Origin of the sequence: Sulfitobacter sp. R86518 (assembly GCF_042466275.1) — a bacterium.
Lineage (GTDB): Bacteria > Pseudomonadota > Alphaproteobacteria > Rhodobacterales > Rhodobacteraceae > Sulfitobacter > Sulfitobacter pontiacus.
Window position 1 is genome coordinate 58,204 of sequence record NZ_JAXHCA010000009.1, and the last position, 23,391, is coordinate 81,594.

Sequence of the window (23,391 nt, forward strand, 5' to 3'; positions counted from 1 at the left end):
ATGCCCCTGTAGCCTCACGATCTTGAGGCGGATCTCATTTCACTCGAATCGCACATTGGCACACAGTACCCGGTTAAAGTCGCTACGTAGTAGGTCCGGATCCGCCAGAAGCATTATTCCATATCCAATTCAGTTAGTCCTTTTCTTGCAGAATTGTTGGCTACCCGTCACGCGCCCACGCAAGTGCGGACTCGGTATCGCTGGATTCGAACCACTGCATCTCGGAGCCCGTCAGTAGGTTGACCACCCGTGCGCCCCATTCCATCCATCTACGTTCTCCGAAAACCGCTATGCGACGGAAATCGTTCACGTGGGCGGTGTCGATCTTCAGATCTTCCAAGATCGCCGAAGGCTCTTCGTAGCCCTCGAAACTTGTAAGGTCGAGAACCAGACCCGGATTATCGGTTGTTCCAAGACGTTCATGAAGCAGCGCGTGCATTTTCTTGAAGTCTGCCTCTGTCAACTTGCCTTCGCAGACGAGCCCGATGACATCATCATGCTCGGTCAGCGTTTCCTTGAACATTGGTCTTCTCCTTTTCACTTGCGTTGCCGTGACCGTAGAGATCGGCGTTCTGATGAGCGCGATCCTCGTGCTCAAATTCGAGACTGGAATGGCTGATGCCGAACTCTTCCTTCAGCCGCTTCTTGATCGCGCTCTTGATCTCTTCGATCTTCGACCACCCCTCGGCTGCCACGACGACATGACAATCGAGCGCAGCCTCGTGCTCTTGCATTTGCCAGAGATGGACGTGGTGGACGTCGGCGACGCCTTCGACTTTTCGCACCGCTTCGACGACGGCCTCGTTGTCGATGTCCGGCGGGCTCCCGAGCATCAGGGTTCGGATTGGGCCGCCTATTTCAGTGAAAGACAGATACAGGATGTAGAGCGCGATGCCGATGGTGATGGCAGGATCAACCCAACGCATGTCGTAAAGGATGATCAGTGATCCACCGACGATAACCGCGACCGAAGCAAGCGCGTCCGACAGGTTATGCAGAAAAAGCGCGCGGATGTTCACGCTGCCCTTCTGCATCGAATAGGTCAGCATTGCGGTCAGCGTGTCGACCACAAGCGCAATTCCACCGAGAATGACGACGGTCCAACCCATGACTTCGGGTGGATCAATCATGCGCATGCCGCCTTCGTAGATCAGATAGAAGCCGATCACGATGAGGGTGGTGTAGTTGATTAGGGCCGCGACGATTTCGACCCGGCCATAGCCGAAGGTCATGCGCTCATCGGCTGGGCGGCGCGCGATCTTGCGTGCGGCGAAGGCAATGACAAGCGAGGCCATATCGGAAAAGTTGTGCAGCGCATCGGCGATCAGTGCCAGACTGCCCGAGAATATGCCCCCAACGACTTGCGCAATGGTAAGTAGCCCGTTTGCCCAGATGGCGATGGCAACCCGCCGATCGCCAGAATCCGGATCGATATGCGCGTGCCCATGGTCATGCGGCATTGGCAGGCTCCTCATGCGCGTGTGTCGCGCGTCGGTCAGTCTTGAGGCGGCCGCTGCGGAAACCACGTACGCGCGCATTCATCCAGTGGCGTATGATATGACGGTAAAGGGCACCACGCAGCCATCCAAAGGATTGCTCATGGGACAAATAGAAGGCGTCCGGCGTATCAAACACGCCGAAATCTTGCAGGATGCCGGTTTTCTGAATGTAGGTATCTTCTCCGTTCCAGGCAACGGGAGGCGCGCCAAGGCAATCCGTGCCCGCGCCATAACCGCAGAGACTTTCTGTGTCCGAGAATGACGTTTGCAGGACATTGAGGAAAGCGTCATCCAAGATGAAGCCTTCAAGGTTGATCCAGGCACCTTGATATTCGATCTCTACCCATGAGTGGAGAATTTCCTGCGGAGCAAGCGGATACACCAGCTCAGGGACAACACCGCGCTGCAAGCCTTTGTGGATCTTAAACCCATGCAACCGGCAACGAATGCCGACACCACGCAGCAGCGCCATCAAGAGCGTGCCTTTGGTATTGCACTGCCCGTAGCCGTCGGAAAGCACTTCGGATGCGGGGATGTCGTCAGCTCGATTGTATCCGAACGCGATTTCATTCCGAACGAAATCATAGGCAGCTCCGATCTGATCGTATTCGGATAAGCCGCGCCAGCTGCGGTTCTCAATTAGATGCGCAAGAGGCGCGGCATCAAAATTCAGTAGTTTGGTGGGTACAAGTAGGGGGTCGGTCATCTGCAACGGGTCGCTCCTCGAATCGTCTTGGAATAAGACTAATTGCTATAGTCACTGTAGCTTCAATCCTTTCTTTCAGAAAGAATCTCCCGCATTTACTTTCCCGTATGAACTGCTTTGTGGTGTTCGCCGTGTGCGTCGCGCAGAATGTCGATACCTCCCCAGGCCGCGATCCCGGCGACAATCACGCCGACGACGAGGTCCGGCCAGTTGGTTCCTAGCCAGGCGACGAGGCCGCCAGCCACGACGATTCCGAGGTTCGCGGCGAAATCGTTGTAACTGAAGGTGTTGGCCGCGCGGATGTTGACGTCCGGATCCTTGAGCTTAGCGAGCAGCCAGACGCAGACTGCGTTGATGGCCGCAGCAATCAGGGCCATGGCGATCATGATCGTCCCGAGCGGATCTGACCCGCCGATGTAGCGGCGCCACGCATCGTAGAGGATGCCTGCAGCGAACAGGATCAGCAGCCCACCGGAAACATTCGCCGCCCCGCGTTTCCATTTGTCGGATCGGGACAAAGCGAAAAGGCTGATCGCGTAGACGAAGCTGTCGGAGAGGTTATCGAGCCCGTTGGCGATCAGGGCACTTGAGTTGCCGAAGGCGCCTGTTGCGAAAAAGGCCACGGCCAAACCGATATTGAGCGCCAGAACGATCCAAAGCGTCCGTCTCTCCATTGAATCTTGTCTAGCGGCCATTTTGTGGTTCCAGCTTGTGTTGTACGACACATTAACTTCTGCGGCTGATCTGCGTTCCAGCCGGAATGTTGGCTGAATTCCTTCAGGCCCCGATTTCCTCGTGCTCGGTCAGGCATTCCGAATGGTCCCGCAACACCTCAAGCACCTTGCAATCTCCCATCCGCCCGCCGCTGCATTCGTGAACCATGCGTTTCAGTTCCGTGCGCAGCGCCTTCAGGCGGGCCATGCGCTGCTCCACCTGTTTGAGCTGCCGGCGCGCGATCGCATCGGCTTCGTCACAGGGTCGGTTGGGATGGTCGCTGAGGTCGAGCAGCTCGCGGATCGCATCGAGCGAGAAACCGAGTTGTCGCGAATGGCGGATGAAGGATAGTCGGTCGAGCTGTGCATTGTCGTAGCGCCTCTGTCCGCCTTCGGTCCTGCCAGGTTCGGGCATGAGCCCAATCTGTTCGTAGTACCGGATGGTCTGCACCTTTGTGCCGGTCTTCTTTGACAGCGTACCGATCGTGAGCATTTTCGCCTCCATGAAAAAGATATAGTTTGTGTAGGTTTTGCCGTCGGAATAAACAAGTGCCGGATTCACAGACGCGTGAGTTCAAGCTATACCATGATTTCGTGCTTGAACCTCTAGCGGCTAGAGGATGTATCCGCACATGCAATAAGAATCACAAACAGGCGCACAGGATTGTCCCTTACATCGGCACAGAAATTTCTTTGGGTTTTGGCAGGCGTGGCAGCGCTTGCCTTCGTATGGCTTTTGCTCTGGTCTGACTATCGTGTCGACAGCGCCCGAACTGACGCCGAGCCGCTTTTTTTCGCTGAATTCGAACTGACAGATCACCGGGGTATGGTTCAAACCGAGGAGGACTTTGCGGGGCGCTGGATGCTGGTGTTTTTCGGCTTTACCAACTGCCCCGATGTCTGCCCGACGACCCTATCTGAGGTCGCGGCGGTGATGGACGGTCTGGGCGACGATGCCGCCGAGGTCCAGCCGATTTTCATAACAATCGACCCTGAACGAGACACGCCCCCAGCACTCGCCAAATACGTCCCGCTGTTCGATGCGGGCATCATTGGGCTGACGGGCACGCCGGAACAGATCGCCGCCACGTCCGAGACGTTTCCAATCTTCTTTGAGCGCGTCGAAGAGGCCGCAGCGCCGGATGGGTACACCATGGGCCACACGTCGCATCTGTTCCTCTTCGACCCCGAGGCAGGCTTCGCCAACTCGTGGCCCTACGGCACCTCCGCCAAAGAGATCCTCGCCGATCTGGAAGAGAGGATTTGACCGAAATGAACCGCATATCCGGAGAAACAGCCCTCGGGCTGGCGTGGATCATCGCGCTCGTCGCCTCGCTTGCCGTGCTTTTTATCGGCGAGGTGCTGGGGCAGACGCCCTGTGTGCTGTGCTGGTTCCAGCGCGCCTTCATGTTCCCCTTGGCCATTATCCTCGGGCTGGGCCTGTGGTGGCGGGACGGCCGTGTGGGGCGCTACGGCATCGCATTGGCGCTTGGCGGCGGCGCAGTCGCCCTGTGGCACATGGGGCTGTACGTCGGTCTTGTTCCCGAACGCATCCAGCCCTGCACGGCCACCGGCCCCTCTTGCACCGATGACAACCAACTGGTCTTCGGCGTCCCTATCCCGCTGATGGCGCTCGTCGCCTTCGCGCTGATCGGGGCGCTGTCGGCCCTTTCATTGAAGGACACACGAACATGAACCGACGCGGCCTGATCCTGTCCGTTCTCGCCCTCGGCGTCGCCGGTTTCGGCGGAGCCACCTGGTTTGCAACCCGCCCCGGCCCGGTGGCCGAAGCGGAGCCTGTTGCTCCGGAACTTGCTGAGGCGATGATCCGCCCCTACTCGCCCATCCTCGGACCTGCGGAGGCGCCCGTCACGATCGTCGAATTCTTCGATCCGGCCTGCGAGGCCTGTCGCGCCTTTCATCCCATCGTGAAGGACATCATGGCCGAGCATGGGGATGCTGTCCGCGTCGTGATCCGCTACACGCCCTTCCACGGCGCGGCATCCGAGGAAGCGATCCGCGTGCTCGAGGCGGCGCGCATGCAGGACGTTTACGTGCCGGTGCTTGAGGCCGTTCTGCGGGAACAGCCGAGATGGGCGTCGCACGGTGCCCCGGCGCCTGGCTTGATCCTTCAGATCGCCGCCACGGCCGGACTCGATGCCGAGGCCGCGCGCACGCAAATGCTGGCACCCGATGTCGTGGCGATCCTGAACCAGGATCGTGCTGACGTCGAGACCGTGGGAATTCGCCAGACGCCCACATTCTTCGTGAACGGCAAGCCGCTCGATCCATTCGGGGAGGCAGAATTGCGTCGTCTGGTGGCCGCCGAAGTCGCTGCCGCGCAAAGCTGAATACAACGGGCAGGATCAGAACGATGAAAAAGTATATTTTGACCAGCACACTGGCGGCGCTTTTGACCCTTGGAGGGCTCTCGGTGCCCGCGCTGGCCGGACCCGAGGATGTGGTCGTCGAGAACGCGTGGTCCCGCGCCTCCATCGGGATGAACCGTCCCGGGGCCGCTTACATGACGATCCGCAACACTGGCGACGAGCCAGTGACGCTGACCGGCCTTGCCACACCGCTCGCGATGATGCCCGAAATCCACGAGACGAAGACAAATGCCGAAGGTGTAAGTTCCATGAGCCCGGCGGGGGAGATCGCGATCGCCCCGGGCGAGAGCGTCGCGCTCGAACCGGGGGGCCTGCACGCAATGCTGATGCGGCTACAAGAACCGATGACGGAAGGGGACACCTTTCCGCTGACCCTGCTTTTCGACGACGGAGGCGAAGTGACGGTCGAGGTGCCGATCCTCGGAATAGCCGCGCGGGGGCCAGAGGACTGATGCGGCGACGGGCGATCTTGGGGTACGGCGCGGCTGGTGTCGGGGCGGTCGCCCTGATGCTCTTCGTCGGTTGGTGGCAGGTCGATGGACCGGAACCTGTCGGGCAGCGGCCTGTCGCCCTGACCGAGATGGATTTCCGTCTGACGGATCATGAGGGCAACGCGGTCGGGCCAGAAACCCTGATCGGTCGCCCGACGATGGCGTTCTTCGGCTTCACCTACTGTCCCGATGTCTGCCCGACCACGCTCTCGGACATTTCGGGATGGCTCGACGATCTGGGAGGCGAGGCCGACGAGATGAACGTGGTTTTCATCACGGTCGATCCCGAGCGCGACACTGTCGAAACGATGGCCGAATATGTCGGCTACTTCCATCCTGGGATACGTGGCTGGACGGGACCGGAAGAGCAGATCGCGCGCGTCGCGGACGGCTTCCGCGCCACCTACGTGCGGGTGCCGATGGAAAGCGGCGATTACACGATGAACCACACCGCGAGCGTCTTCCTATTCGCAGCCTCTGGGCGGTTCGTCACCATGATCGACTATCACGAACCCAGAGAATTCGCGGTGCCGAAAATTCGCCGCGCGCTGGCAGAAGAAATGGAGGGGGCGACATGAGGCTCAGAACTTTGGCGGCTTGTGTCGCAATTGCGGGGACGGTTTCGGGAGCGGCTATCGCCATCTCTGATTTCATGTCGAAAGAACCCGCGCCACCGGAACTTGCTCAGGCAGGTGGCTGGATGCCCCAAGGTCCTGAAGCCTTTAGAAACGTTGACATCCTCGTGACGCCGCCCGCGACGGCATGGGCAGAGGATGCACCCGACCTCGGCCCCCTACCCCTTCTGCAGGTCGCGTTTGCCGACAGGCCGGTAAGGGCGATCGAGCCACCGTTGTCGACGTGGTCGCGCGACATTGCACCTGGCGAGACGCTCGATTTCTTGCTGTCCGAAGCTGGACTTGCGGCACCTGACAGAGCCGAAGTTGCCCTCGCGCTTGGCGCGGAATACGATCTGCGACGGCTGCGGCCTGGGCACTCGGTCACTGTCGCTTCGACCGTGGACGGCAGCCCCCGCATCGTCTCACTCGCCGTCGAGGACGGAGTGCGGATCGAGGTGGTTTTCGGCGAGCAGTTGTCCACGCAGGTCGTGGCTCCGGATCCGGAGATCTTAACCCTTGCCGGCGAAGCCGTGATCGACAGCTCGATCTTCGCGGCACTCGACGAAGCCGGCATACCCGCCCGTTTTTCGGTGGACCTTGCGCAGATGCTGGGTGGGACCGTGGATTTCCGCCGCGAGATGGCCGGTGGCGAGACACTAAGGCTTCTCTGGCGCGAGGCGCGGGTCGGCGAGGACAGGATCGGACAACCCGATCTTGCCTTCGCGGCATTGGAGATCGGCGGTTCGCTCTATGAGATCGTATGGCCTGACGACGGAAGCGGTCAGGCGACGATCTACGTCGATGGCGAGGTGCTGCGCGTCTTCGCACAGCCGGTCGAGGGTGCGCGCCTCAGCTCGGTGTTCGGGCGCCGAACGCATCCGGTCTTTGGCAACGTCCGGATGCACACCGGCGTCGATTTCGCAGCGGCACGTGGGACACCGGTTCAAGCGACGGCACCGGGGCGGGTCAATTTCATCGGCTGGCGCGGCGGATATGGTCGCGTGGTTGAAATCTTGCACGGCTCCGACACCATGACGCGCTACGCGCATCTGAGCGCCGTGCCGGAAGACCTGGCACAAGGCCAACGCGTTGCGGCGGGAGATGTGATCGGCCGCGTCGGCGCGACTGGCACGGCGACAGGTCCGAACCTGCACTACGAAGTTCTCGTGGATGGGCGCCCGACTGACCCCCTCTCTGACAACCGGCTCGCCGAAGCAGCAGAGAGCGAAGCGGATGATACCGCCGCGCTCTACCGCCTGGCCGAGGCGCGCGCGCTTCTGAATGAAAACCTCGGCAGCGAGATTGCCAAAACGACAACCGAAAGGCTCTGACCCATGAAACGTATGACCCAAGCTCTTGCCATCACGCTCGCCCTGTTCCCGGCGGCACAGGCCCTCGCAGAGGCAACGGCGATCGACGTCCGCAAGACGAACGGTTGCGGCTGCTGCCTCTCGTGGATGAACCATCTCGAAGAAAACGGGTTTGCGCCGAAGGGCGAGAACATGTTCGGTGGGGCGCTGGTTCGCTTCAAGCTCGACAACGGCGTGCCGCAGCGCATGGTCTCCTGCCACACCGCGCTCATTGATGGCTACGTGATCGAAGGCCATGTCCCAGCCGCTGACATCCGCCGCCTTCGCGAGGAGCGCCCGGACGCCGTCGGCCTCGCCGTTCCGGGGATGCCCTACGGCTCGCCCGGCATGGGGCCAGAAGACGACCGCGAGGCCTATGATGTCTTCCTCATCCGCAAGGACGGGTCGACGGAAGTCTTTTCGAGCTACGCCGAAGGATAATCTGGCCCGCCCATGGAAAATCTGTCTCCGATAACGCTCGGCTTTCTCGGAAGTCTCGCCGCCGGTTCGCTCACAGCAGTCGGAGCAGCTCCCGTGCTGTTCGGGCGCATCCCGTCTCGGGCCACGCGCGATCTGTCGCTCGGCTTCGCCGCCGGTGTCATGCTGTCAGCCTCGTTCTTTTCGCTGATCATCCCGGCATTGGATGCGGCAGAGCCAATATTCGAAAACGGCGCGATGCCTGCGGCCATCGTATGCGTCTCGATCCTTCTGGGCATGGGGGCTGTCGCGCTGATGAACGAAAAGCTGCCGCACGAGCACTTCAAGACAGGACGCGAAGGACCCGAAGCGGCGTCTCTGCGGCGGGTCTGGCTGTTCATCATCGCGATCACGATCCACAACTTCCCCGAAGGCCTCGCGGTCGGGGTCGGCTTCGGATCCGGAGGTATAGAGGGCGGTCTGCCGCTTGCTGTCGGCATCGGGCTTCAGAATGCGCCCGAAGGATTGGCCGTTGCTGTATCTCTGCTGGGCGAGGGATATCCGAAGCTGCGCGCCTGGAGCATCGCGGCGCTAACGGGCATGGTCGAGCCGATTGGCGGCCTGTTCGGGGCCGGGATCATCACACTGTCGGAACCGCTGCTTCCATGGGGACTGGCCTTTGCCGCGGGAGCGATGCTCTACGTCATCAGCCACGAAATCATCCCCGAAACCCATCGCAGCGGCCATCAGAACAGGGCGACGCTCGGTCTCGCAGTCGGGCTCGTTCTGATGCTGTTCCTTGATGTCTGGTTGGGATGAGGCAATGTCACTAAACAAGGTATCTCCGATGATCGGCGTCTTCGCAGCACTTGCTGCGTTCGCGATTGATCAGATCACCAAAGCCATTGTTGTTGCGAATGCCGCCACTTTAAGCGCCGGGATTTCCGTGTTTCCGGGATTCAACCTCGTCTTTTATCGTAATGACGGCGTGACTTTCGGGATGCTGGGCGGCGCTCCGTGGTGGAGCCTCATCGCTCTCGCTCTTGCCATCTGTGTTTGGCTAGGGGTTATGCTGTTTCGCGCCGAAAATGCGGTCGAAACACTTGCCTATGGCGCGATCATTGGCGGAGCCCTGGGCAATGTCATCGATCGTGTGCGGTATCGGGCTGTAACAGACTTTCTCGATTTCTACATTGGCACAACACATTGGCCTGCCTTCAACTTGGCCGATGTATTTGTCGTCAGTGGCGTGGGGCTCTTGCTCGCCGCGGCATGGATCAGCGCGCGGCGTTCGATCAAGTCGTGAAGCCGGAAATTCTGAACCGCATCGCTCTGCGCCACCGTTTTCTTTCGCGGATGACGCTTGGTTTCGTCGCCGGGGCGCTGACCGTTCTGACTTTCCCGCCTTTCTCGCTTCTCTTGCTTGTTCCCATTGCCTATTCCGCGTTGTTTGTCGGTCTTCGCGATCTCTCCTTCGGGCGCGCTTTCCTCGTCGGCTGGGCGTTTGGTCTTGGCCAGTTCGGTTTCGGGATTTCGTGGATCGCGGAAAGTTTCTACGTCGAGGCCGAGCGGTTTGGGACGATGGCGATCCCGGCGGTCGCGGGATTGTCCGCAGGTCTCGCGATTTTCCCAGCCATTGCCGCCGCGCTTTTTGCCGAAATCGCGCGGCGCGGAGCCATGGGCAGTCTCTTGGCCTGCCTCCTGTTCGCGACCTCCTGGACCGCTGCCGAGTGGTTGCGAGGTCACGTTTTGACAGGACTTCCGTGGAACCTCGCCAGCTACGCTCTGGTCGATTACGCCGCTTTTCGCCAGCCCACCGCCTGGGTCGGAAGCTATGGGTTAAGCTTTCTCACCGTGTTCGTTGCGGTACTCCCCGGCGCGGCTGCCATGGCGTCCGGGCGGCAACGATTGACCATTTCGCTCATGGCGCTGGCCGGCATAGCGACGATGTGGGCTGTCGGCACGCTTCGCCTCCAGTCGGATGCACAACAGCCACCCGGTGTCGATTTGCGCATCGTCCAGGGCAACATTCCACAAGAGGAGAAATGGGCGCCCGAGAACCGCGAGGCGACCTTCGCGCGCTATCTTGAGCTTTCAACCCGGCGCGGCGATTTCGACGTTCTTCTCTGGCCGGAAACCGCCTTTCCGGGTTTCCTCGATGAGGATACGGAGGCGCAGGCCCGCATTGCCGCTGCGCTACCGGAAGGCAGCGTGCTGCTCACCGGGGTGCCGGACCGTGTACGGAGTGAGGATGGGATCCAATATTTCAACACGGTTCAGGCATTTGACGAGACCGGCGAGATCCTGACCGGATACGCGAAACACCATCTCGTACCCTTCGGCGAATATGTGCCATTCCGCAGCTGGTTGCCCACCGAGCGGCTCACGGCGGGTCTGGGCGATTTTACGCCCGGACCGGGCCCGAGAACGCTTGCGCTTCCGGGTGTGCCGCTGGTCGCCGTGGCGATCTGCTATGAGATCATCTTCCCAGGCCATGTGGTCGACGACCTGTTCCGGCCGGACTGGATTTTCAATGCGACCAATGATGCTTGGTTCGGAACCAGCATTGGACCGGAGCAGCACCTCGCCTCAGCACGCATGCGCGCTGTCGAGGAAGGGCTTCCCATCGTCCGGGCCGCAAACACAGGGATCTCCGCGATCATCGACGCAAACGGTGACCTCGTCGCGCGGCTCGGCAATGGAGAAACCGGTGTCATAGATGCGGCTCTGCCCTCTGCTCATCCGCCAACGCTCTATGCGCGCTTCGGCGACTGGGCGCTGCTGGCTCTCATCTTCACTACTTGGACCGTGGGACTGGCTGCAGGTCTGATTGGCACACACCGGTGCAACAAGAGAACAAGAACGGAGAAAAAGTCATGCTGTTAATCGCGGGCATTGTCGCGGGTGCGATCTGGGGTGGATATCTGGCGCGACGCCGAAAAGGAAACCGGCTGGATATCCTCCAGTATGCGGCGAGTTCGGCGATCGCCTTCGGTCTTCTCACCTATTTCATATCGGTGGTCCTCTTGCGCATCTTTTTTTAAGAAGGGTTTCGAAACAGCACCGACATGAGACGGCTTTTCAACATATTGCTGTACGGGTTTCTGGCAATCTGCATCACGGTATCGGTTGGTTCCGGGTTGGTCTATTTTCTGCTGAGCGCATCCGTTCCCGACTACGACGAGGACTTCACGGTCGCAGGCTTAGGCGGACCGGTCGACATTCTGCGAGATTCTTCGGCAGTCCCGCACATCTCCGCAACTTCCGCTGCAGATGTCTACTTCGCGATCGGCTTCGTTCACGCCCAAGACAGGCTCGGTCAACTGTTAAGGGCAAGGCGAAAAGCGGAAGCTTCGTGGCCATCCGATGAGACATTGTCCGTTGCGCCAGCGGTCTCAGACGCGCTCGCGTCCTATGCCGCGGGCGTCAATGCGTGGCTCGAGCTTGTGTCGGAAGGCGGGCGTGGCAGAGGCTCTCCGGAGCTGCTGATCGCAGACGAACGGTCGATCGCGGCCTGGACACCCGGCGATAGCCTGAGGATTGCCCGGTCTTTCCTGAATGGCCTGCGACCGGGAAGCGCACGGGAAGGAATGCCGAGTATATCAGGTGCCATTATACCGACGGATCGCCCGAGAGTGCCCGAACTACTTGCGACTGATCCGCAGCAGCAACTCAATGCGTGGGCGATGGACGGTGACCGAACCGCTACCGGGACGCCAATTCTCGCCGCCGAAATCAGCGGTTCCCTGTCGCTTCCCTCGAAATGGTATCTCGCCGATCTTCAATTTTCGACGGGGCCGGCCATAGGGGCCACAATGCCGGGCGTACCTTTCGCTATTGTTGGCCGCAACGCGCGCGTCGCCTGGGCCTTCCGGTCACTTCCCGTGCCAGACGAGGAGGCGCCAGGGGGGCCATCATCCATGCAGACGGCAGGTTTCCTGACGATGCTGGAGCTGTTTGCGCGTTCAGCCGACGCGAACGATGCCACTAGAGTTGCCGCAGACATGTTGCCGAAGGGCATGGAGGCATTGGTAATTGATCGAGAGACCGTTGACCGTTGGCCAAAAGAGGAAGCCGTACGGGCGTCGTCATTTCGCGACATTCGACTGGCGGAGCTTGAAACGCGGCAATCGATCTTCTCGACAGAAGGCGTCATGGGTGTTCAAAGGGACACCGTAAGTTCCGTGGCGCGAACCCTCCTGCCCCTGATGGCGAAAGAGCTTTGGTTCGTGCAGTCCAGAGACAGCATCGAAGGCACCGATACAGACGACCTTCGTCGTGAGCTACTGGACAGGCTTGCGTCGTGGAATGGCGAAATGGATCGATATTCGCCGGAACCTCTGCTGTTTTGGACCTGGGTCTGGGCTCTGCAGCAGCGCATTTTGAAAGACGAGTTTCCGATAGCGAAGCAACTCTGGACCCGTCCGAACCCGGACTTTCTTTATGCGGTACTCAGCGATCGTCGCGGCAGCGCGATCTGGTGCGACATCCGTCCATCGTCACCTCGAGAGACATGTGAGAAGCAGGTTCGAGTGGCCTTGGATGATGCCCTTGGCTGGCTGGTCGATCGATATGGGCGCGATCTTTCGACCTGGACCTGGGGGGAGGAGCATACATTGGACATGCAGTGGTCGCCGATCAGTTCACGTGGGTTGCTGACCGACCTGCTGTCCCTTCAAGCGCCGATCTCAGGCGATCCCTTTACGCAATTCTTGACGTCATTTGGTGTTGAAGAAGACGTAAGCATTCGGCGAAGGCCGTGGGCGCGCCGTATTGATCAGAGGCGTTTGGGTGCGGCTTTTGGTTTGCGCGGTTTCGGGGCCCATTTCTTTGCAAGACGCTCGAAGTTATCGAGGATGCGGCCGATCTCTGCCTCATCCGGGTCGAACTGCCCCCCATACCATTCCAGCATCTGGCTGTGTTCTTCGTGCTTGGGGTCGGCTATGGCATCGAGGAAGTCAGCGTAGCCGGAGAAGCCACCCACATCCTCCGGAGGGCAAGCACCGATAGCCCTGACAAGGCGTGGATATGCGGCGCCCGCGATAGAGCCATCGATTTTCTCGATCTTGATCACGTGGTGCCAGTTGTCGCCAAAGTCATAGATGTAATGGATGGTCTTGGTTCCCACATCTTCGATCACGTCAAGCAGGCTGGTTTTGCTGGCGGGCATCGGGCCATCGTAAAAACCATCTGGGTCTGGCACGCCCCAGCCGCTGCCACCGGCTCTGAACTCATACAAGTGACTGTCAGTCCATCCCATGGCAGCCTGGATCACATCATGCAGGCGGTTCAGCTTGATCTTGAGGGGCACATCAAAGCGTCGAAGCACCTGAGGCTCGACATCGGACAATGTGACCTTGATGCGCGCGACCAGCGTCATGCAGCAATCCTCTTCAATCCTATGGCGGCCTTCCAATTCCAGGGTAACAGCTCTGGCAAGCGTGACACAGGCATCTCGGGCAGTCGCGCCAAGACGTCTGCCATCCATGCCTGCGGGTCGATGTCGTTCATCTTTGCTGTGACAATGAGGGTATACATGAAGGCTGCCCTGTCGCCACCGCGTTCAGACCCTGCAAAAAGCCATGACTTTCTGCCCAATGCGATCCCTCTGAGCGCCCGTTCGGCGGCATTGTTCGTGAGGCAGAGACGCCCGTCATCAAGGAATGCGGTGAAGGCCTCCCAGCGACCTGTGCCCTCGAGCATGTAGTTGATCGCCTTGGCAACTGGGTTGTGCTTTGACATCCGAGCCCGCTCGGCCTGCATCCAATCATGCAGATCATTGACCATCGGCGCTACCCACTGCTGGCGAGCTTCACGACGCGCTGCATCTGACAGGCCGGTGATGTTACGCTCGGCCGCAAAGATCGCATCGATCCGCGTCACAGCGTCCAGCGCGATGGGCGAGATTTCTTTTGCTACCTTTTTACCTTTGCGGGCTATGGCCTTGATGTCGGCCAGTTCAAAGAACTTGCGTCTTGCGTGGCTCCAACACAGCGCACTACGGACCGGGCCCGGGCTACGATCTGCGAGATACAAATCATTGTAGCCGCCATAGACGTCCGACTGAAGAACACCGTGCCATTCGGCCAGATGCCGTGTCGGGTGTTCTTTCCGGCGATCTGTTGAGAAGTGGAAGAGTGCGGCAGGTGGCGCACCCCCACCCCACGGTCGATCGTCGCGCACATAGGTCCACAGTCGCGCCGTTTTTGCGCCACCACGCGCCAGTAGCGGCACGGTGGTATCGTCACCATGCAAACGGCCAGCATCCAGCACGTGGCGCGCGATTAACGCATGAATGGGGGCCAGCGCCACACAGGTATGGCCGATCAGATCAGCCAAGGTGGACAGGCTCAGATCAATCCCCTCCCGTGCAATGCGCTCGGATTGCCGGTTCAAAGGTTGATGTTGTCCATACTTGTCGAAGGCGATCATCGCGATCAGTTGCGGCCCTGCCCAACCGCGCGGAATGGCGTGGAACGGGGCCGGCGGTTGGCTGATCTTCTCGCAAGCTCGGCAAGTGAACTTCTCGCGGACCGTTTGGATCACCTTCCACTGGCGGGGGATCACCTCCAGCGTCTCGGTGACATCTTCACCCATCTTTACGATCCGGTCCGAGCCACAGCAGGTGCAGGCGGCAGGTGCTTCGACGACGACCCGCTCGCGAGGCAAATGATCGGGGAACGGTTTGCGCACGGGCTTGCGTCGCGTGAAGACACGCACGGCGTTCGCCTTGTCCGCAGCATGCTCAGCTGCCAGCGCATCCTCGGTTGCGGCCGCTTCCAATTCCTCAAGCTGCAATTCCAGCTGATCAATCAGCCGCGTGCGACGCTCGGAGGTGATGCCATATTTGTCACGCCGAAGCTTGGCGATCTCCAGCTTCAATTCTTGGATCATTGCGTCTGTGCAGGAGGCCAGAGCGCGAGCCTGCGCCAATTCGGTTTCCGCAGCCTGCGCACGGGCGGTCTGCGCGGCAAGTGCAGCGCTTAATCTGGCAATTTCGGAAGCGGCGTCGGACATGGCAAATATTTACCACAGAAGCCGCTAAATACCAATAAAAACAGGCGCTTCAGCATAAATTATCCAGCCGCGTTGGGCCTTTGCGTCCAGCGTGGATTGCGCCAATCTATCCCCTCAAGAAGATAGCCCAACTGCGCCGCAGATATCGCAACAGCCGTCCCGTCTTGGCTCACCGGCCAGATGAACTTCCCCGCCTCAAGACGCTTCAAATATAACGACATGCCCACCCCGTCATGCCAGAGCAGCTTCACCAGGTCACCCTTTCGACCTCTGAAGCAAAAGATCTCGCCCGCATGCGGATCACGCCCAAGCCCCTGTTGCACTGTCAGCGCCAAAGTATTCATGCCTCGGCGCATATCCGTCACACCACCTGCAATCCACACCTTCGTTCCAGCCGGAAACGCGATCATGACCGCACCATCAAGCCGTTAAGCAGCTGCGCAGCAGCTTCCATGTCAAAACCTGACGGGATCGCCACACGACACCGCTTTCCGAGATCAATAGTCATGACAGGAGCTTGCGGCGCTGGCGCAGTGTCAGTGCCATCAGAAGCATCTTCGATCTTCATAACGCGCAAAAATTGCGGGCCAGAACCAAGCAATCCATTCTTATGGCGATAACGCCAATCATAAAGCTGAGACCGCGATACCTCATGGCGTCGTGCTACCTCCGCCACTGTCACGCCGTCGCCAAAGCTTTCCTCAACGATACGGATTTTTTCGTCATCAGACCAACGCCGGCGGCGGCCGGTATCAGAGACTGACAAAACTTGAATGCGGGGGGTGTCTTCGTGTGCGTCCATAAGGACACTCGATAAACGATCTCACAGCTCAGCAGCCAGACGGCCCTCGGCGGAGGTTTACAAGAAGACCGTCCATTCCTTGTGAGTGCCGGAAGCAATTTTCAGACGGTCATGTCGATATCGGAAGCAGCGGGATCATACTACATCTCGCCCGCCGGACAGTCGGGACATCCGCTATCTCAATTCTACGACAATCTCTTTCCCTCGTGGATACAAGGCGAATACCTCACCATGTCGACCGATCTGTCACTGGCCCGTGGCGGCGCTTCCGGGATATCGCGGCTCACACCGGCTACCTCCGACAACCCTCGGATGAGCGAGGGCCAGAGCGAATGATCACGAACTTCTTCTTCCTTTACGACCCTTTCGGCTATGTGCTGTCACCGGTGTCGCTCATTGTTGTCGGTCTTACAGCATGGCTGTTTTTGCGTGGGCTCAAAATACACGCTCGCTGTCTCGGAAGGGTTTCTGGTTGGCGTCGAACCGCCTTCTTTGTCGGCCTCGCGGCCGTCCTCGTCGCGACGAATGGGCCGCTCGCGCCATTGGGGCACAGTCTATTTTCCGTACATCAGGTCGAGCATCTTCTTCTGCGACTGGTAGGACCGCTTCTTATCGCGGTTTCTCAGCCCTGGCTTGGCCTTCAAGCCGGGTTGAAAAGGGAATGGCGCCGACGCCTTGCCGCGATTGGGCGTGCGCGCATCCCGCAATTCTTGGCGCTTCCTGCATCTGCCACCTCCTTGTTGATTGGTGCGCTTTTCGTCTGGCAAATCCCGATGATTTACGCCCTTACACAACGTATTGCAGCGATGGAAGCGCTGGCACATCTGTCTATGGTGCTGGCTGGGCTTTGGTACTTTGCTTTGCTGTTCGATCTGCGCGATCCACCTGAAGGAGCGCGGCGCGGTGCTCGGCTGATGTCAGGGTTCGTGGTGATCGTTTCCAACATCTTTCTAGGCTCCCTGACAACGCTCAAGGATGTGCCCCTCTATGGATCAGAAATCATCGCAGCGAGCGATGGTCGACTTCGCGCCCTGGCTGACGAGACAATCGGTGGCTACGTAATCTGGGTCCCGTCATCGATGGTTCTCATCGTGGCAATCATTCTGGTGCTGAACGGCTGGAACGCGGCGGAGGAACGGCGCTGGACGTCCCGCTACGACCTGATGCGCCAATCGAATGCGGCGGCGCTCGAGTTTCCGGAAACCGCGGAGGAACTGCGTCTGAAAGTAGAGAAGCCGAACCGGGACATGGGCCGTACGCTCGCACTTGGCGCATTCTCCATGTTCATGGTTGGCATGATTACCGTCGTGACCATCGTCTATGCCCTCGGATAGATTGAATTCGACATGAGACCAGACGTATTCTTCTCCGCTAGGGCCCGCCTGTTGCGCCACTGCCATGGCTGGACACATATTGTAGTGTCCTTACGCGTACCGGGTGCTTGCGCTGCCCCACGGCGGCGAGCGTCACTTTGGCCGTGATCGCCATCGAAGCGATCAACGTGGCCCTGTGCCGACGATTTGCCTGATCTGACGGAAGATCATCTCCTCCCATCAGGCGTAGATGTCGATCGGTGTTCCGTCTTTCACCATTGCATAGATGTCCTCGATCTGCCGATCTGTGACCGCGATGCAGCCAGCTGTCCAGTCGCGGACGTCCGTTGGGTCGATGCCGGGGCGTGGACCACCATGGATGAAGATGTCGCCGCCGGGGGAAAGGCCCTGCGCTTCAGCAAAGGCGATGTCGGCCTCATTCGGATAGGAGATGCCAACCGAAAGATGATACGTACTGTCGGGGTTGCGCTTATCGACTACGTAAGCGCCCTCAGGGGTCCGGCCGTCTCCCTCGAATTGCTTGTGACCCTCAGGAGCGAAACCCAGCCCGACCGGATAGGTTTGCAATACGCGATCGGCTCCGTCCAGAACAAGCAAACGCTGCCCCTTGTAAAGCCGAACACGGGTCACCTCGGGTCCGCCATAGCTGCGGAACTTGCTGGCACAGCCAGACAAAAACGCTGCCAACCCGCCCAGCAGGACGGCGCGGCGGGGAAATCGGATGGTTTTCACTGCTCGATGCCTCTTTCGTGAGGGCTGATATGGACACTACATTACCTTGCAAATGCTGCGTGATCAATGTCCGTGGGCAAGCGCGGCCTTTGCCATCGCTGGACCAACCTGCTCACCGCTGAATGCCTTGCGGGCCTACCGCAGCGCCTTGAGGGCGACCGGCAGGGAGCCACGGCAGGCCTTAATCGAACAACTCGTGAAGCCAGGATTTGCGGCGATAGCCGTGCTTGCCGTCGCCGCCGCCGTGTTTTCCGCGCCGGTAGCCGCGATCATCGTTGTAGCCGCGCGGCTCAGGCACCCGCTGAGGCGCCACATCAGGTGCCGAACGCTCGATGATCTTGTCCAGTTCGCCTCGGTCGAGCCAGACACCCCGGCAATCGGGACAAAAGTCGATCTCGATCCCCTGGCGTTCTGTCATACTCAAGGGCACCTCGCAAACCGGACACATCATCCTGCCCTTCACGCTCATGTCCCGTCTCGGCTCCTTTCCGCGTTCTCCCAGTTCAATGACCATGTGCCAGCGCCCCTTTGGCCAAGCCTTCGCCAACCTGTTCACCGCCGGACGGCGGCGCCTTGGCCTCTTGGCTGTTAAGCAGGCGCAGGGCGTTGGCCACCACCAGCAATGACACTCCTACGTCGGCTGCAATAGCGCCCCACATCGATGCCAGTCCGAACGCGGTAGCGACAACGAAAACGCCCTTGGTCGCCAAGGAAATGCCGATGTTCTGATGGATAATCGACATTGTCCGGCGCGAATGACCGATCAGCCAAGGCACCTTCCCGAGGTCGTCTGTCATCAGGGCAATATCCGCCGTCTCGATTGCCGCGTCCGAACCAACGGCACCCATTGCGATGGCGTAATGCGCGCGCGCCATGGCCGGGGCGTCGTTGACCCCGTCGCCGATCATGGCCACCATGTCATGCGTTTCGACCAGTTCTTCGATAGCTGTCACCTTGTCTTCGGGCAGAAGCTCGGCACGGACCTCATCGATGCCGACCTCGGCTGCAACAGCGCGCGCTGTCCGCTCGTTGTCGCCCGTCAGCATGACGATGGTCTTCACGCCCTGCGCGTGGAGCTGTGCCACGATGCCCTTGGCATCGGGGCGGATACGGTCGCGCAATTCCAGGATGCCGGTGACGCCGGTGTCGTCGCCCACGGCAACAAGGGTGCTGCCAGCCCCTTCGATGCGGTCGCGCAAATCCTTCGGAATGGCGTCGCCGAAACCCTTCTCCTCGGCAAACCGGTCCGACCCCAGCCAGATCGACCGGCCGTCTGTGCGTCCTTCAAGTCCCCTGCCCGGAACGGTTCGGGTATCTTCCGCGGCGAATACCTTGATGCCGTCGGCTTCTGCCCGCGCGAGAATGGCGCGCGCCAAGGGATGCGAGGAACGTGCCTCCAGCCCAGCGGCGAGGGCCATCAGATCTTGCGCCGATGCTTTGCCCAGCGGATGCACCGCCGCCACCTCGGGCTCGCCCATGGTGATCGTGCCGGTCTTGTCCATGGCCAGTGCAGTGGTCTTACCCGGTGCCTCGATATATGCACCGCCCTTGATCAGCACTCCGGCCCGCGCTGAGGCGGTGAGTGCGGCGACGATGGAGACCGGTGTCGAGATGACCAGAGCACACGGGCAGGCGATCACCAGCAGCACGAGTGCATTGTAGAACCAATAATCCCAGGCCCCACCGAAAATGAGCGGCGGCAGCAGGGCAATTGCAATGGCGAGAGCCATGACGATAGGCGTATAGATGCGGGCGAATTTCGCCACCCACTGCTCCACCGGCGCGCGGCGGGCATGGGCGTCGCCGACCATGCGGATAATCTTGGCCAACACGGTGTCCGAGGCGGCCTTCGTGGCGCGCACCGTAAGTGTGCCTTCGCCGTTGATCGTACCGGCATAGACTTCGTCGCCCCGTTCCTTTGGGACCAGCGCACTCTCTCCGGTGATTGGCGCCTGATCGACGGCCCCTGCCCCATCGACAACCTCACCATCCAATGGGATGCGGTCTCCGCCGCGCACGACGAAACGTGCGTTGATAGCAACCGCGGAAGCCGGTACGTCCGCTTCCGAACCGTCATCATAAAGAATTCTTGCCGTCGGCGGCGCCAGGTCCAGCAGAGCTGAAACCGCATTCCTCGCACGCCCGACGCTCCAGCTTTCGAGGAAAAGCGAGAGCGAGAAGAAGAACGCGACCGTCGCCGCCTCGAAAAATTCGCCGAGGCCAATTGCACCCGCGACTGCGACGACCATGAGCAGGTTCATGTCGGGCGACAGCCGCCGTGCGGACGACCATGCCTTGGGCGCCACGAGCCAAACACCGAACAGGATCGCAACCGCGAATAACCCTGCCTCGACCAGTGGCATCGGCGCTTCGCCGTGCCCTGCGAAGAGGCCGAGTGCCCCCCCCATGCCGGTCTCGATGATGTGCCACAGAAATCCCGCGGCCCAGAAGCCGCCACTGAGCGACGTAAACAGCCGTTGGCGTGCAAGATGGGCCGCCTGGTCGACCGACGCGTTTTCGGCATCCCAAGGCTTGGCGGTCATGCCGGTGCTTGCGACCAGTTCTGCAATTTCGCCGTCCGATACACTCTTGGCGCTGTCGAGAATAGTCATCCGTCCATTGATCACGTCGAACGCAAGATGTTCGGCCCCGCCGATCTTCGGGCCGACCACCTTGTTCAGGATTGCTACCTCCTCGGCGCAATCGAGGCCGGACACCTGAAAACTGCGCCCGTCCGCTGGCGCGGGGGTCGCCGGAACGGTGTCGCCGCACGTTCTGGCGCTCCCGCAGCAGCTGCCGCCGCTTGTCTGGGCATCTTCGGCGTGATCGTGGTCGTGACGATGGGTGTCGGACGGCATGAATGGACCTCTGGATTCGGGTGCTTTACCATGAAATAGCCCCTACAGTAGCTAGAGCTTCAAGAGCAAAATACGGTGGTATTTCAGTTTGATTTATTGCTAGAGGATGCGGTGACCGGCTCCATCACGCCTTGAGGCATGAAGAGCCGCTGGAGAGAAAAACAGACATGAAAGGAAGCTTGATGCGGGTTTTGATTCTGAAGCAAAAAATGATGGTCGCAGTGGCGCTGTCGCTCACGGCCGGGTGCGCAGTCCAGCCGACTGGACCGGGCGACGCGGCAAAACGGGGGGGCAACGTTCCCGAAGCCGTGATTGCAATGGCTGCTCCGGATCAGGATGTTGCAACTGCGCGCTTGGTACCGGAAGACGGGTGCTACTGGTACGAACACAGCGGCCCCGTAGAAACAACCTTGCTGCCGCTGCGCACGGCGAACGGCAATCGTATCTGCACCCCTCGCGAAACTTAATTACGTTTGCCGACCGCTGCTTGGCTTAGCTGCGGGCAGTCACGCTGTCCTCCGCCGAGTAAAGATAGGCCGTAGAGCCGGTCTCGACGTTCGGGTAAAGGTCATTGATATGGGCCATAACCATCCGTACGCAGCCCGAACTTGCGCGGCCACCGATACTCCGTGGGCTCGGAGTGCCATGGATGCGCAGAAGGGTATCGCGATCCCCGACGTAAAGATACAGCGCCCTTGATCCAAGCGCGTTTTCCGGTCCCGGTTCCATGCCATCGGCAATGTCAGCATAAAGTTCGGGGTCGCGATTGATCATGCTCTGTGTCGGTTGCCAGTGCGGCCACCTGACCTTGCGCTTGATTGTATAGACACCCGGCTCGTAGAGGTTCCCCCGCGCGATCGCCACGCCGTAGCGCATCGCGGTTCCACCCTCTTCAATGTGGTAGAGATATCGTGCGACCGCGTCGACATGGATATCTCCCGGCACGAGACCGGCCTTCGCGACCACACGTTGCGGTAGGAACCGCGGGTGCAATCCCCATGGGTTGGAAGTCTCGGCAACATAATCCTGAGGCGTCACCTGTGCGTCCCATTCAGCCTTCTGAGCCTCGGTGGGCCAAGTGTCGGCAAAAGCCATACCGGGACCGGTCACCGAAAAAAGCGCCGTTGTTGTCTGAATGAAGTGTCGTCTTGTCAGCATTTTGTACCCTTTCGGTTCCCGCCGGCGATTGATGGCAAGAACGGTATGTGTTCTCATTGAATAGATAGGACTTCTAGTGGCTAGAGGTTCAAGGGCAAATTTTCGTGAGCAAACATGCGATCCTGGCAGTTTCCAGTTTGCTTGGGAGGAGAAAACTGCTCGCACGATACCTGGTCCGAAGTTGCGCAGCGACACTTCGTGAAATCGCAGATTGTCTGGAAATTTAGGCACAGCGGCTTCGATATCGCGACCATGAGATCGGGAGCGTCACGGCACACGGAACTTACGCCACTCGCAAATACTACGATGCCATCTCCGGCTCTCATTCCGTTATTTCGCCCCGTAAGAACGCAAAGCTTGGATGGAGATCATAGCTGTAGCGGCGGCTCGTAATTAGGCCATACGGGCATCGCAGTCTCTGGGCTGTGCGCTCTGGCGACAATGGAGCGGTTATCCCCGCCGAAGCCGCGCCGAGACGAAGATGCAATGTGTGAAACTGCTTGGTCAGCCGCTCATCGCGTCGGACTTTGGCCGCCATGGTGCGAAGCTTCAGTTCCGCTTAGCAGTCGTCAACAGCTACACCGCCCTTGGCATCCCCGTCACAGAAGCTTTGGAATAAGTCCGTCCGGAGAATGGTTAACACCGCCTATCAGCCTATTTGTAGAACATTGCATCGAGGACCCCTCGATTGGTAAGTTAAAGTCTAAGGTCAACCCGCTTACTTCAACGGCAACCACCCGACTATGACCGCTGGGAAAACGCCGCGAACAGCGCAAGCGTCCGTTCGCTGACATGGTGCTCGATGCCTTCGGCATCGCGTTCAGCCGTCTCGGGGTCGAGCCCGAGGCTCAGGAGAAACCGCAAGACGATCTCGTGGCGGTGCCTGCATTCCTTGGCGAGCGCCCGGCCTTCCTCGGTCAGAAATACCGAGCGATACTTCGCACGGGTGATCAAGCCGTCCCGCGCCAGACGGCCAAGTGTTTTTGCGACCGTCGGCGCAGTCACGCCCATCCGTGTCGCGATATCGACCGGCCGGGCCTCGCCGTTCTCGTGGATGAGTTCGGCGATCAGTTCGACATAATCTTCCGCCACTTCGCTGCGCCGCGCTTCGCGCACACCGATGAAGGCCTCGGCGCGGGATTCGACCGCACGTGCCTCTGCCTCGGTTGGATCAAGGTTCTCATCATCCGTCATGCCGTCACCCTCGCACGATCGGGATTGACCCGTAAAGCCTAAGCGATGATTATTAGCCGAAGCTAACTTTTTGCGCCGGGACTTTGGCCTGCGTGTCATCTGAGGGGACAACGT

The 23,391-nt window shown here is 59.9% G+C and carries 28 protein-coding genes and 2 pseudogenes; 16 read left to right on the forward strand and 14 right to left on the reverse strand.

All coding sequences use genetic code 11. The features are described 5' to 3' along the window. Positions 1–160: 160 nt before the first annotated feature. From SJY36_RS17835 to SJY36_RS17855, 5 genes are all read right to left on the reverse strand, one after another. Positions 161–523, reverse strand: a complete 363-nt coding sequence (locus SJY36_RS17835) for an STAS/SEC14 domain-containing protein (protein WP_037941747.1) — start codon at positions 521–523, stop codon at positions 161–163. Continuing rightward, a complete protein-coding gene (locus tag SJY36_RS17840; protein ID WP_037941750.1) occupies positions 495–1,460 on the reverse strand; it encodes a cation diffusion facilitator family transporter in 966 nt (321 codons plus the stop codon). Before SJY36_RS17840 ends, SJY36_RS17835 begins: the two co-directional genes overlap by 29 nt. Beyond that, positions 1,450–2,205 (reverse strand): transglutaminase family protein, encoded by a 756-nt coding sequence (locus tag SJY36_RS17845; protein WP_037941861.1) that lies wholly within the window; start codon positions 2,203–2,205, stop codon positions 1,450–1,452. The genes SJY36_RS17840 and SJY36_RS17845 overlap by 11 nt, the downstream gene beginning before the upstream one ends. Positions 2,206–2,300: 95 nt before the next feature. Further along, positions 2,301–2,879 (reverse strand): cation transporter, encoded by a 579-nt coding sequence (locus SJY36_RS17850; protein WP_386176764.1) that lies wholly within the window; start codon positions 2,877–2,879, stop codon positions 2,301–2,303. A 103-nt stretch (positions 2,880–2,982) separates the two neighbouring features. Beyond that, on the reverse strand, positions 2,983–3,411 hold the full coding sequence (locus tag SJY36_RS17855; RefSeq protein ID WP_037941862.1) for a helix-turn-helix domain-containing protein: 429 nt from the start codon (positions 3,409–3,411) through the stop codon (positions 2,983–2,985). Positions 3,412–3,618: 207 nt separating this feature from the next. On the opposite strand from SJY36_RS17855, the gene SJY36_RS17860 reads away from it, so the two are divergent. Genes SJY36_RS17860 through SJY36_RS17915 form a run of 12 tightly spaced genes read left to right on the forward strand, consistent with a single transcriptional unit; the run spans position 3,619 to position 13,149 of the window. Beyond that, positions 3,619–4,185, forward strand: coding sequence for an SCO family protein (locus SJY36_RS17860; RefSeq protein WP_386176774.1), 567 nt, complete (start codon positions 3,619–3,621; stop codon positions 4,183–4,185). A gap of 5 nt (positions 4,186–4,190) precedes the next feature. Next, positions 4,191–4,613 carry a disulfide bond formation protein B gene (locus SJY36_RS17865; protein WP_037941754.1) on the forward strand — a complete coding sequence of 141 codons (423 nt, stop codon included), beginning with the start codon at positions 4,191–4,193 and terminating at the stop codon, positions 4,611–4,613. Further along, positions 4,610–5,269: a thioredoxin domain-containing protein gene (locus tag SJY36_RS17870; protein WP_037941756.1), complete on the forward strand. Its 660-nt coding sequence runs from the start codon at positions 4,610–4,612 to the stop codon at positions 5,267–5,269. Before SJY36_RS17865 ends, SJY36_RS17870 begins: the two co-directional genes overlap by 4 nt. A gap of 23 nt (positions 5,270–5,292) precedes the next feature. Then, on the forward strand, positions 5,293–5,760 hold the full coding sequence (locus SJY36_RS17875) for a copper chaperone PCu(A)C (protein WP_037941757.1): 468 nt from the start codon (positions 5,293–5,295) through the stop codon (positions 5,758–5,760). Next, a complete protein-coding gene (locus SJY36_RS17880) occupies positions 5,760–6,377 on the forward strand; it encodes an SCO family protein (RefSeq protein ID WP_037941758.1) in 618 nt (205 codons plus the stop codon). Before SJY36_RS17875 ends, SJY36_RS17880 begins: the two co-directional genes overlap by 1 nt. Next, positions 6,374–7,747, forward strand: coding sequence for a M23 family metallopeptidase (locus SJY36_RS17885; RefSeq protein WP_037941759.1), 1,374 nt, complete (start codon positions 6,374–6,376; stop codon positions 7,745–7,747). The genes SJY36_RS17880 and SJY36_RS17885 overlap by 4 nt, the downstream gene beginning before the upstream one ends. Before the next feature lie 3 nt (positions 7,748–7,750). After that, positions 7,751–8,206 carry a DUF411 domain-containing protein gene (locus SJY36_RS17890; protein WP_037941765.1) on the forward strand — a complete coding sequence of 152 codons (456 nt, stop codon included), beginning with the start codon at positions 7,751–7,753 and terminating at the stop codon, positions 8,204–8,206. Positions 8,207–8,218: 12 nt separating this feature from the next. After that, the gene (locus SJY36_RS17895; protein ID WP_037941766.1) at positions 8,219–9,001 is read left to right on the forward strand and encodes a ZIP family metal transporter; all 783 of its coding nucleotides are present in this window, start codon (positions 8,219–8,221) and stop codon (positions 8,999–9,001) included. Positions 9,002–9,029: 28 nt separating this feature from the next. After that, positions 9,030–9,488, forward strand: coding sequence for a signal peptidase II (gene lspA, locus SJY36_RS17900; protein ID WP_037941767.1), 459 nt, complete (start codon positions 9,030–9,032; stop codon positions 9,486–9,488). Next, entirely contained in the window at positions 9,455–11,068 is a 1,614-nt protein-coding gene (lnt, locus tag SJY36_RS17905) for an apolipoprotein N-acyltransferase (RefSeq protein ID WP_340246776.1), read from the forward strand. Before lspA ends, lnt begins: the two co-directional genes overlap by 34 nt. Continuing rightward, positions 11,059–11,226, forward strand: coding sequence for a hypothetical protein (locus SJY36_RS17910; protein WP_037941770.1), 168 nt, complete (start codon positions 11,059–11,061; stop codon positions 11,224–11,226). The genes lnt and SJY36_RS17910 overlap by 10 nt, the downstream gene beginning before the upstream one ends. A gap of 24 nt (positions 11,227–11,250) precedes the next feature. Next, positions 11,251–13,149 (forward strand): penicillin acylase family protein, encoded by a 1,899-nt coding sequence (locus SJY36_RS17915; RefSeq protein ID WP_386176765.1) that lies wholly within the window; start codon positions 11,251–11,253, stop codon positions 13,147–13,149. On the opposite strand, the pseudogene SJY36_RS17920 reads toward SJY36_RS17915, so the two are convergent. From SJY36_RS17920 to SJY36_RS17935, 4 genes and pseudogenes are all read right to left on the reverse strand, one after another. Then, positions 13,110–13,670, reverse strand: a pseudogene (locus SJY36_RS17920) (plasmid pRiA4b ORF-3 family protein); the annotation flags it as partial. The gene SJY36_RS17915 and the pseudogene SJY36_RS17920 overlap by 40 nt on opposite strands. Further along, positions 13,559–15,199 carry an IS66 family transposase gene (locus SJY36_RS17925; RefSeq protein ID WP_386173297.1) on the reverse strand — a complete coding sequence of 547 codons (1,641 nt, stop codon included), beginning with the start codon at positions 15,197–15,199 and terminating at the stop codon, positions 13,559–13,561. The gene SJY36_RS17925 and the pseudogene SJY36_RS17920, both read right to left, overlap by 112 nt. Positions 15,200–15,258: 59 nt before the next feature. Then, positions 15,259–15,609, reverse strand: a complete 351-nt coding sequence (gene tnpB / locus SJY36_RS17930) for an IS66 family insertion sequence element accessory protein TnpB (RefSeq protein ID WP_009827084.1) — start codon at positions 15,607–15,609, stop codon at positions 15,259–15,261. Further along, the gene (locus SJY36_RS17935) at positions 15,606–16,001 is read right to left on the reverse strand and encodes an IS66-like element accessory protein TnpA (RefSeq protein ID WP_009827085.1); all 396 of its coding nucleotides are present in this window, start codon (positions 15,999–16,001) and stop codon (positions 15,606–15,608) included. Before SJY36_RS17935 ends, tnpB begins: the two co-directional genes overlap by 4 nt. A gap of 18 nt (positions 16,002–16,019) precedes the next feature. Between SJY36_RS17935 and SJY36_RS17940 the strand changes: the two genes are divergently transcribed. After that, complete coding sequence (locus tag SJY36_RS17940) at positions 16,020–16,337, forward strand: penicillin acylase family protein (RefSeq protein WP_386176775.1); 318 nt, start codon at positions 16,020–16,022, stop codon at positions 16,335–16,337. Next, on the forward strand, positions 16,334–17,335 hold the full coding sequence (locus SJY36_RS17945; protein ID WP_386176766.1) for a cytochrome c oxidase assembly protein: 1,002 nt from the start codon (positions 16,334–16,336) through the stop codon (positions 17,333–17,335). The genes SJY36_RS17940 and SJY36_RS17945 overlap by 4 nt, the downstream gene beginning before the upstream one ends. 219 nt (positions 17,336–17,554) lie before the next feature. Here SJY36_RS17945 and SJY36_RS17950 read toward each other — a convergent pair whose 3' ends face one another. The 3 genes from SJY36_RS17950 to SJY36_RS17960 all read right to left on the reverse strand — a co-directional run bounded on the left by SJY36_RS17950 (position 17,555) and on the right by SJY36_RS17960 (position 20,925). Next, positions 17,555–18,067, reverse strand: coding sequence for a murein L,D-transpeptidase family protein (locus tag SJY36_RS17950; RefSeq protein ID WP_035367119.1), 513 nt, complete (start codon positions 18,065–18,067; stop codon positions 17,555–17,557). A 181-nt stretch (positions 18,068–18,248) separates the two neighbouring features. Next, positions 18,249–18,536: a zf-TFIIB domain-containing protein gene (locus SJY36_RS17955; RefSeq protein WP_037941812.1), complete on the reverse strand. Its 288-nt coding sequence runs from the start codon at positions 18,534–18,536 to the stop codon at positions 18,249–18,251. Between the two features lie 34 nt (positions 18,537–18,570). Next, the gene (locus SJY36_RS17960; RefSeq protein WP_340246773.1) at positions 18,571–20,925 is read right to left on the reverse strand and encodes a heavy metal translocating P-type ATPase; all 2,355 of its coding nucleotides are present in this window, start codon (positions 20,923–20,925) and stop codon (positions 18,571–18,573) included. A gap of 182 nt (positions 20,926–21,107) precedes the next feature. Between SJY36_RS17960 and SJY36_RS17965 the strand changes: the two genes are divergently transcribed. Further along, positions 21,108–21,392 (forward strand): hypothetical protein, encoded by a 285-nt coding sequence (locus SJY36_RS17965; protein ID WP_037941814.1) that lies wholly within the window; start codon positions 21,108–21,110, stop codon positions 21,390–21,392. 25 nt (positions 21,393–21,417) lie between these two features. On the opposite strand, the gene SJY36_RS17970 is transcribed toward SJY36_RS17965, so the two are convergent. Next, positions 21,418–22,083 (reverse strand): L,D-transpeptidase, encoded by a 666-nt coding sequence (locus SJY36_RS17970; protein ID WP_037941815.1) that lies wholly within the window; start codon positions 22,081–22,083, stop codon positions 21,418–21,420. Between the two features lie 248 nt (positions 22,084–22,331). On the opposite strand from SJY36_RS17970, the pseudogene SJY36_RS17975 reads away from it, so the two are divergent. Next, positions 22,332–22,702 (forward strand): annotated as a pseudogene (locus SJY36_RS17975) (IS5/IS1182 family transposase); the annotation flags it as partial. 122 nt (positions 22,703–22,824) lie between these two features. Here SJY36_RS17975 and mntR read toward each other — a convergent pair. Further along, entirely contained in the window at positions 22,825–23,277 is a 453-nt protein-coding gene (mntR, locus tag SJY36_RS17980; RefSeq protein ID WP_037941817.1) for a manganese-binding transcriptional regulator MntR, read from the reverse strand. Between the last annotated feature and the right edge of the window lie 114 nt (positions 23,278–23,391).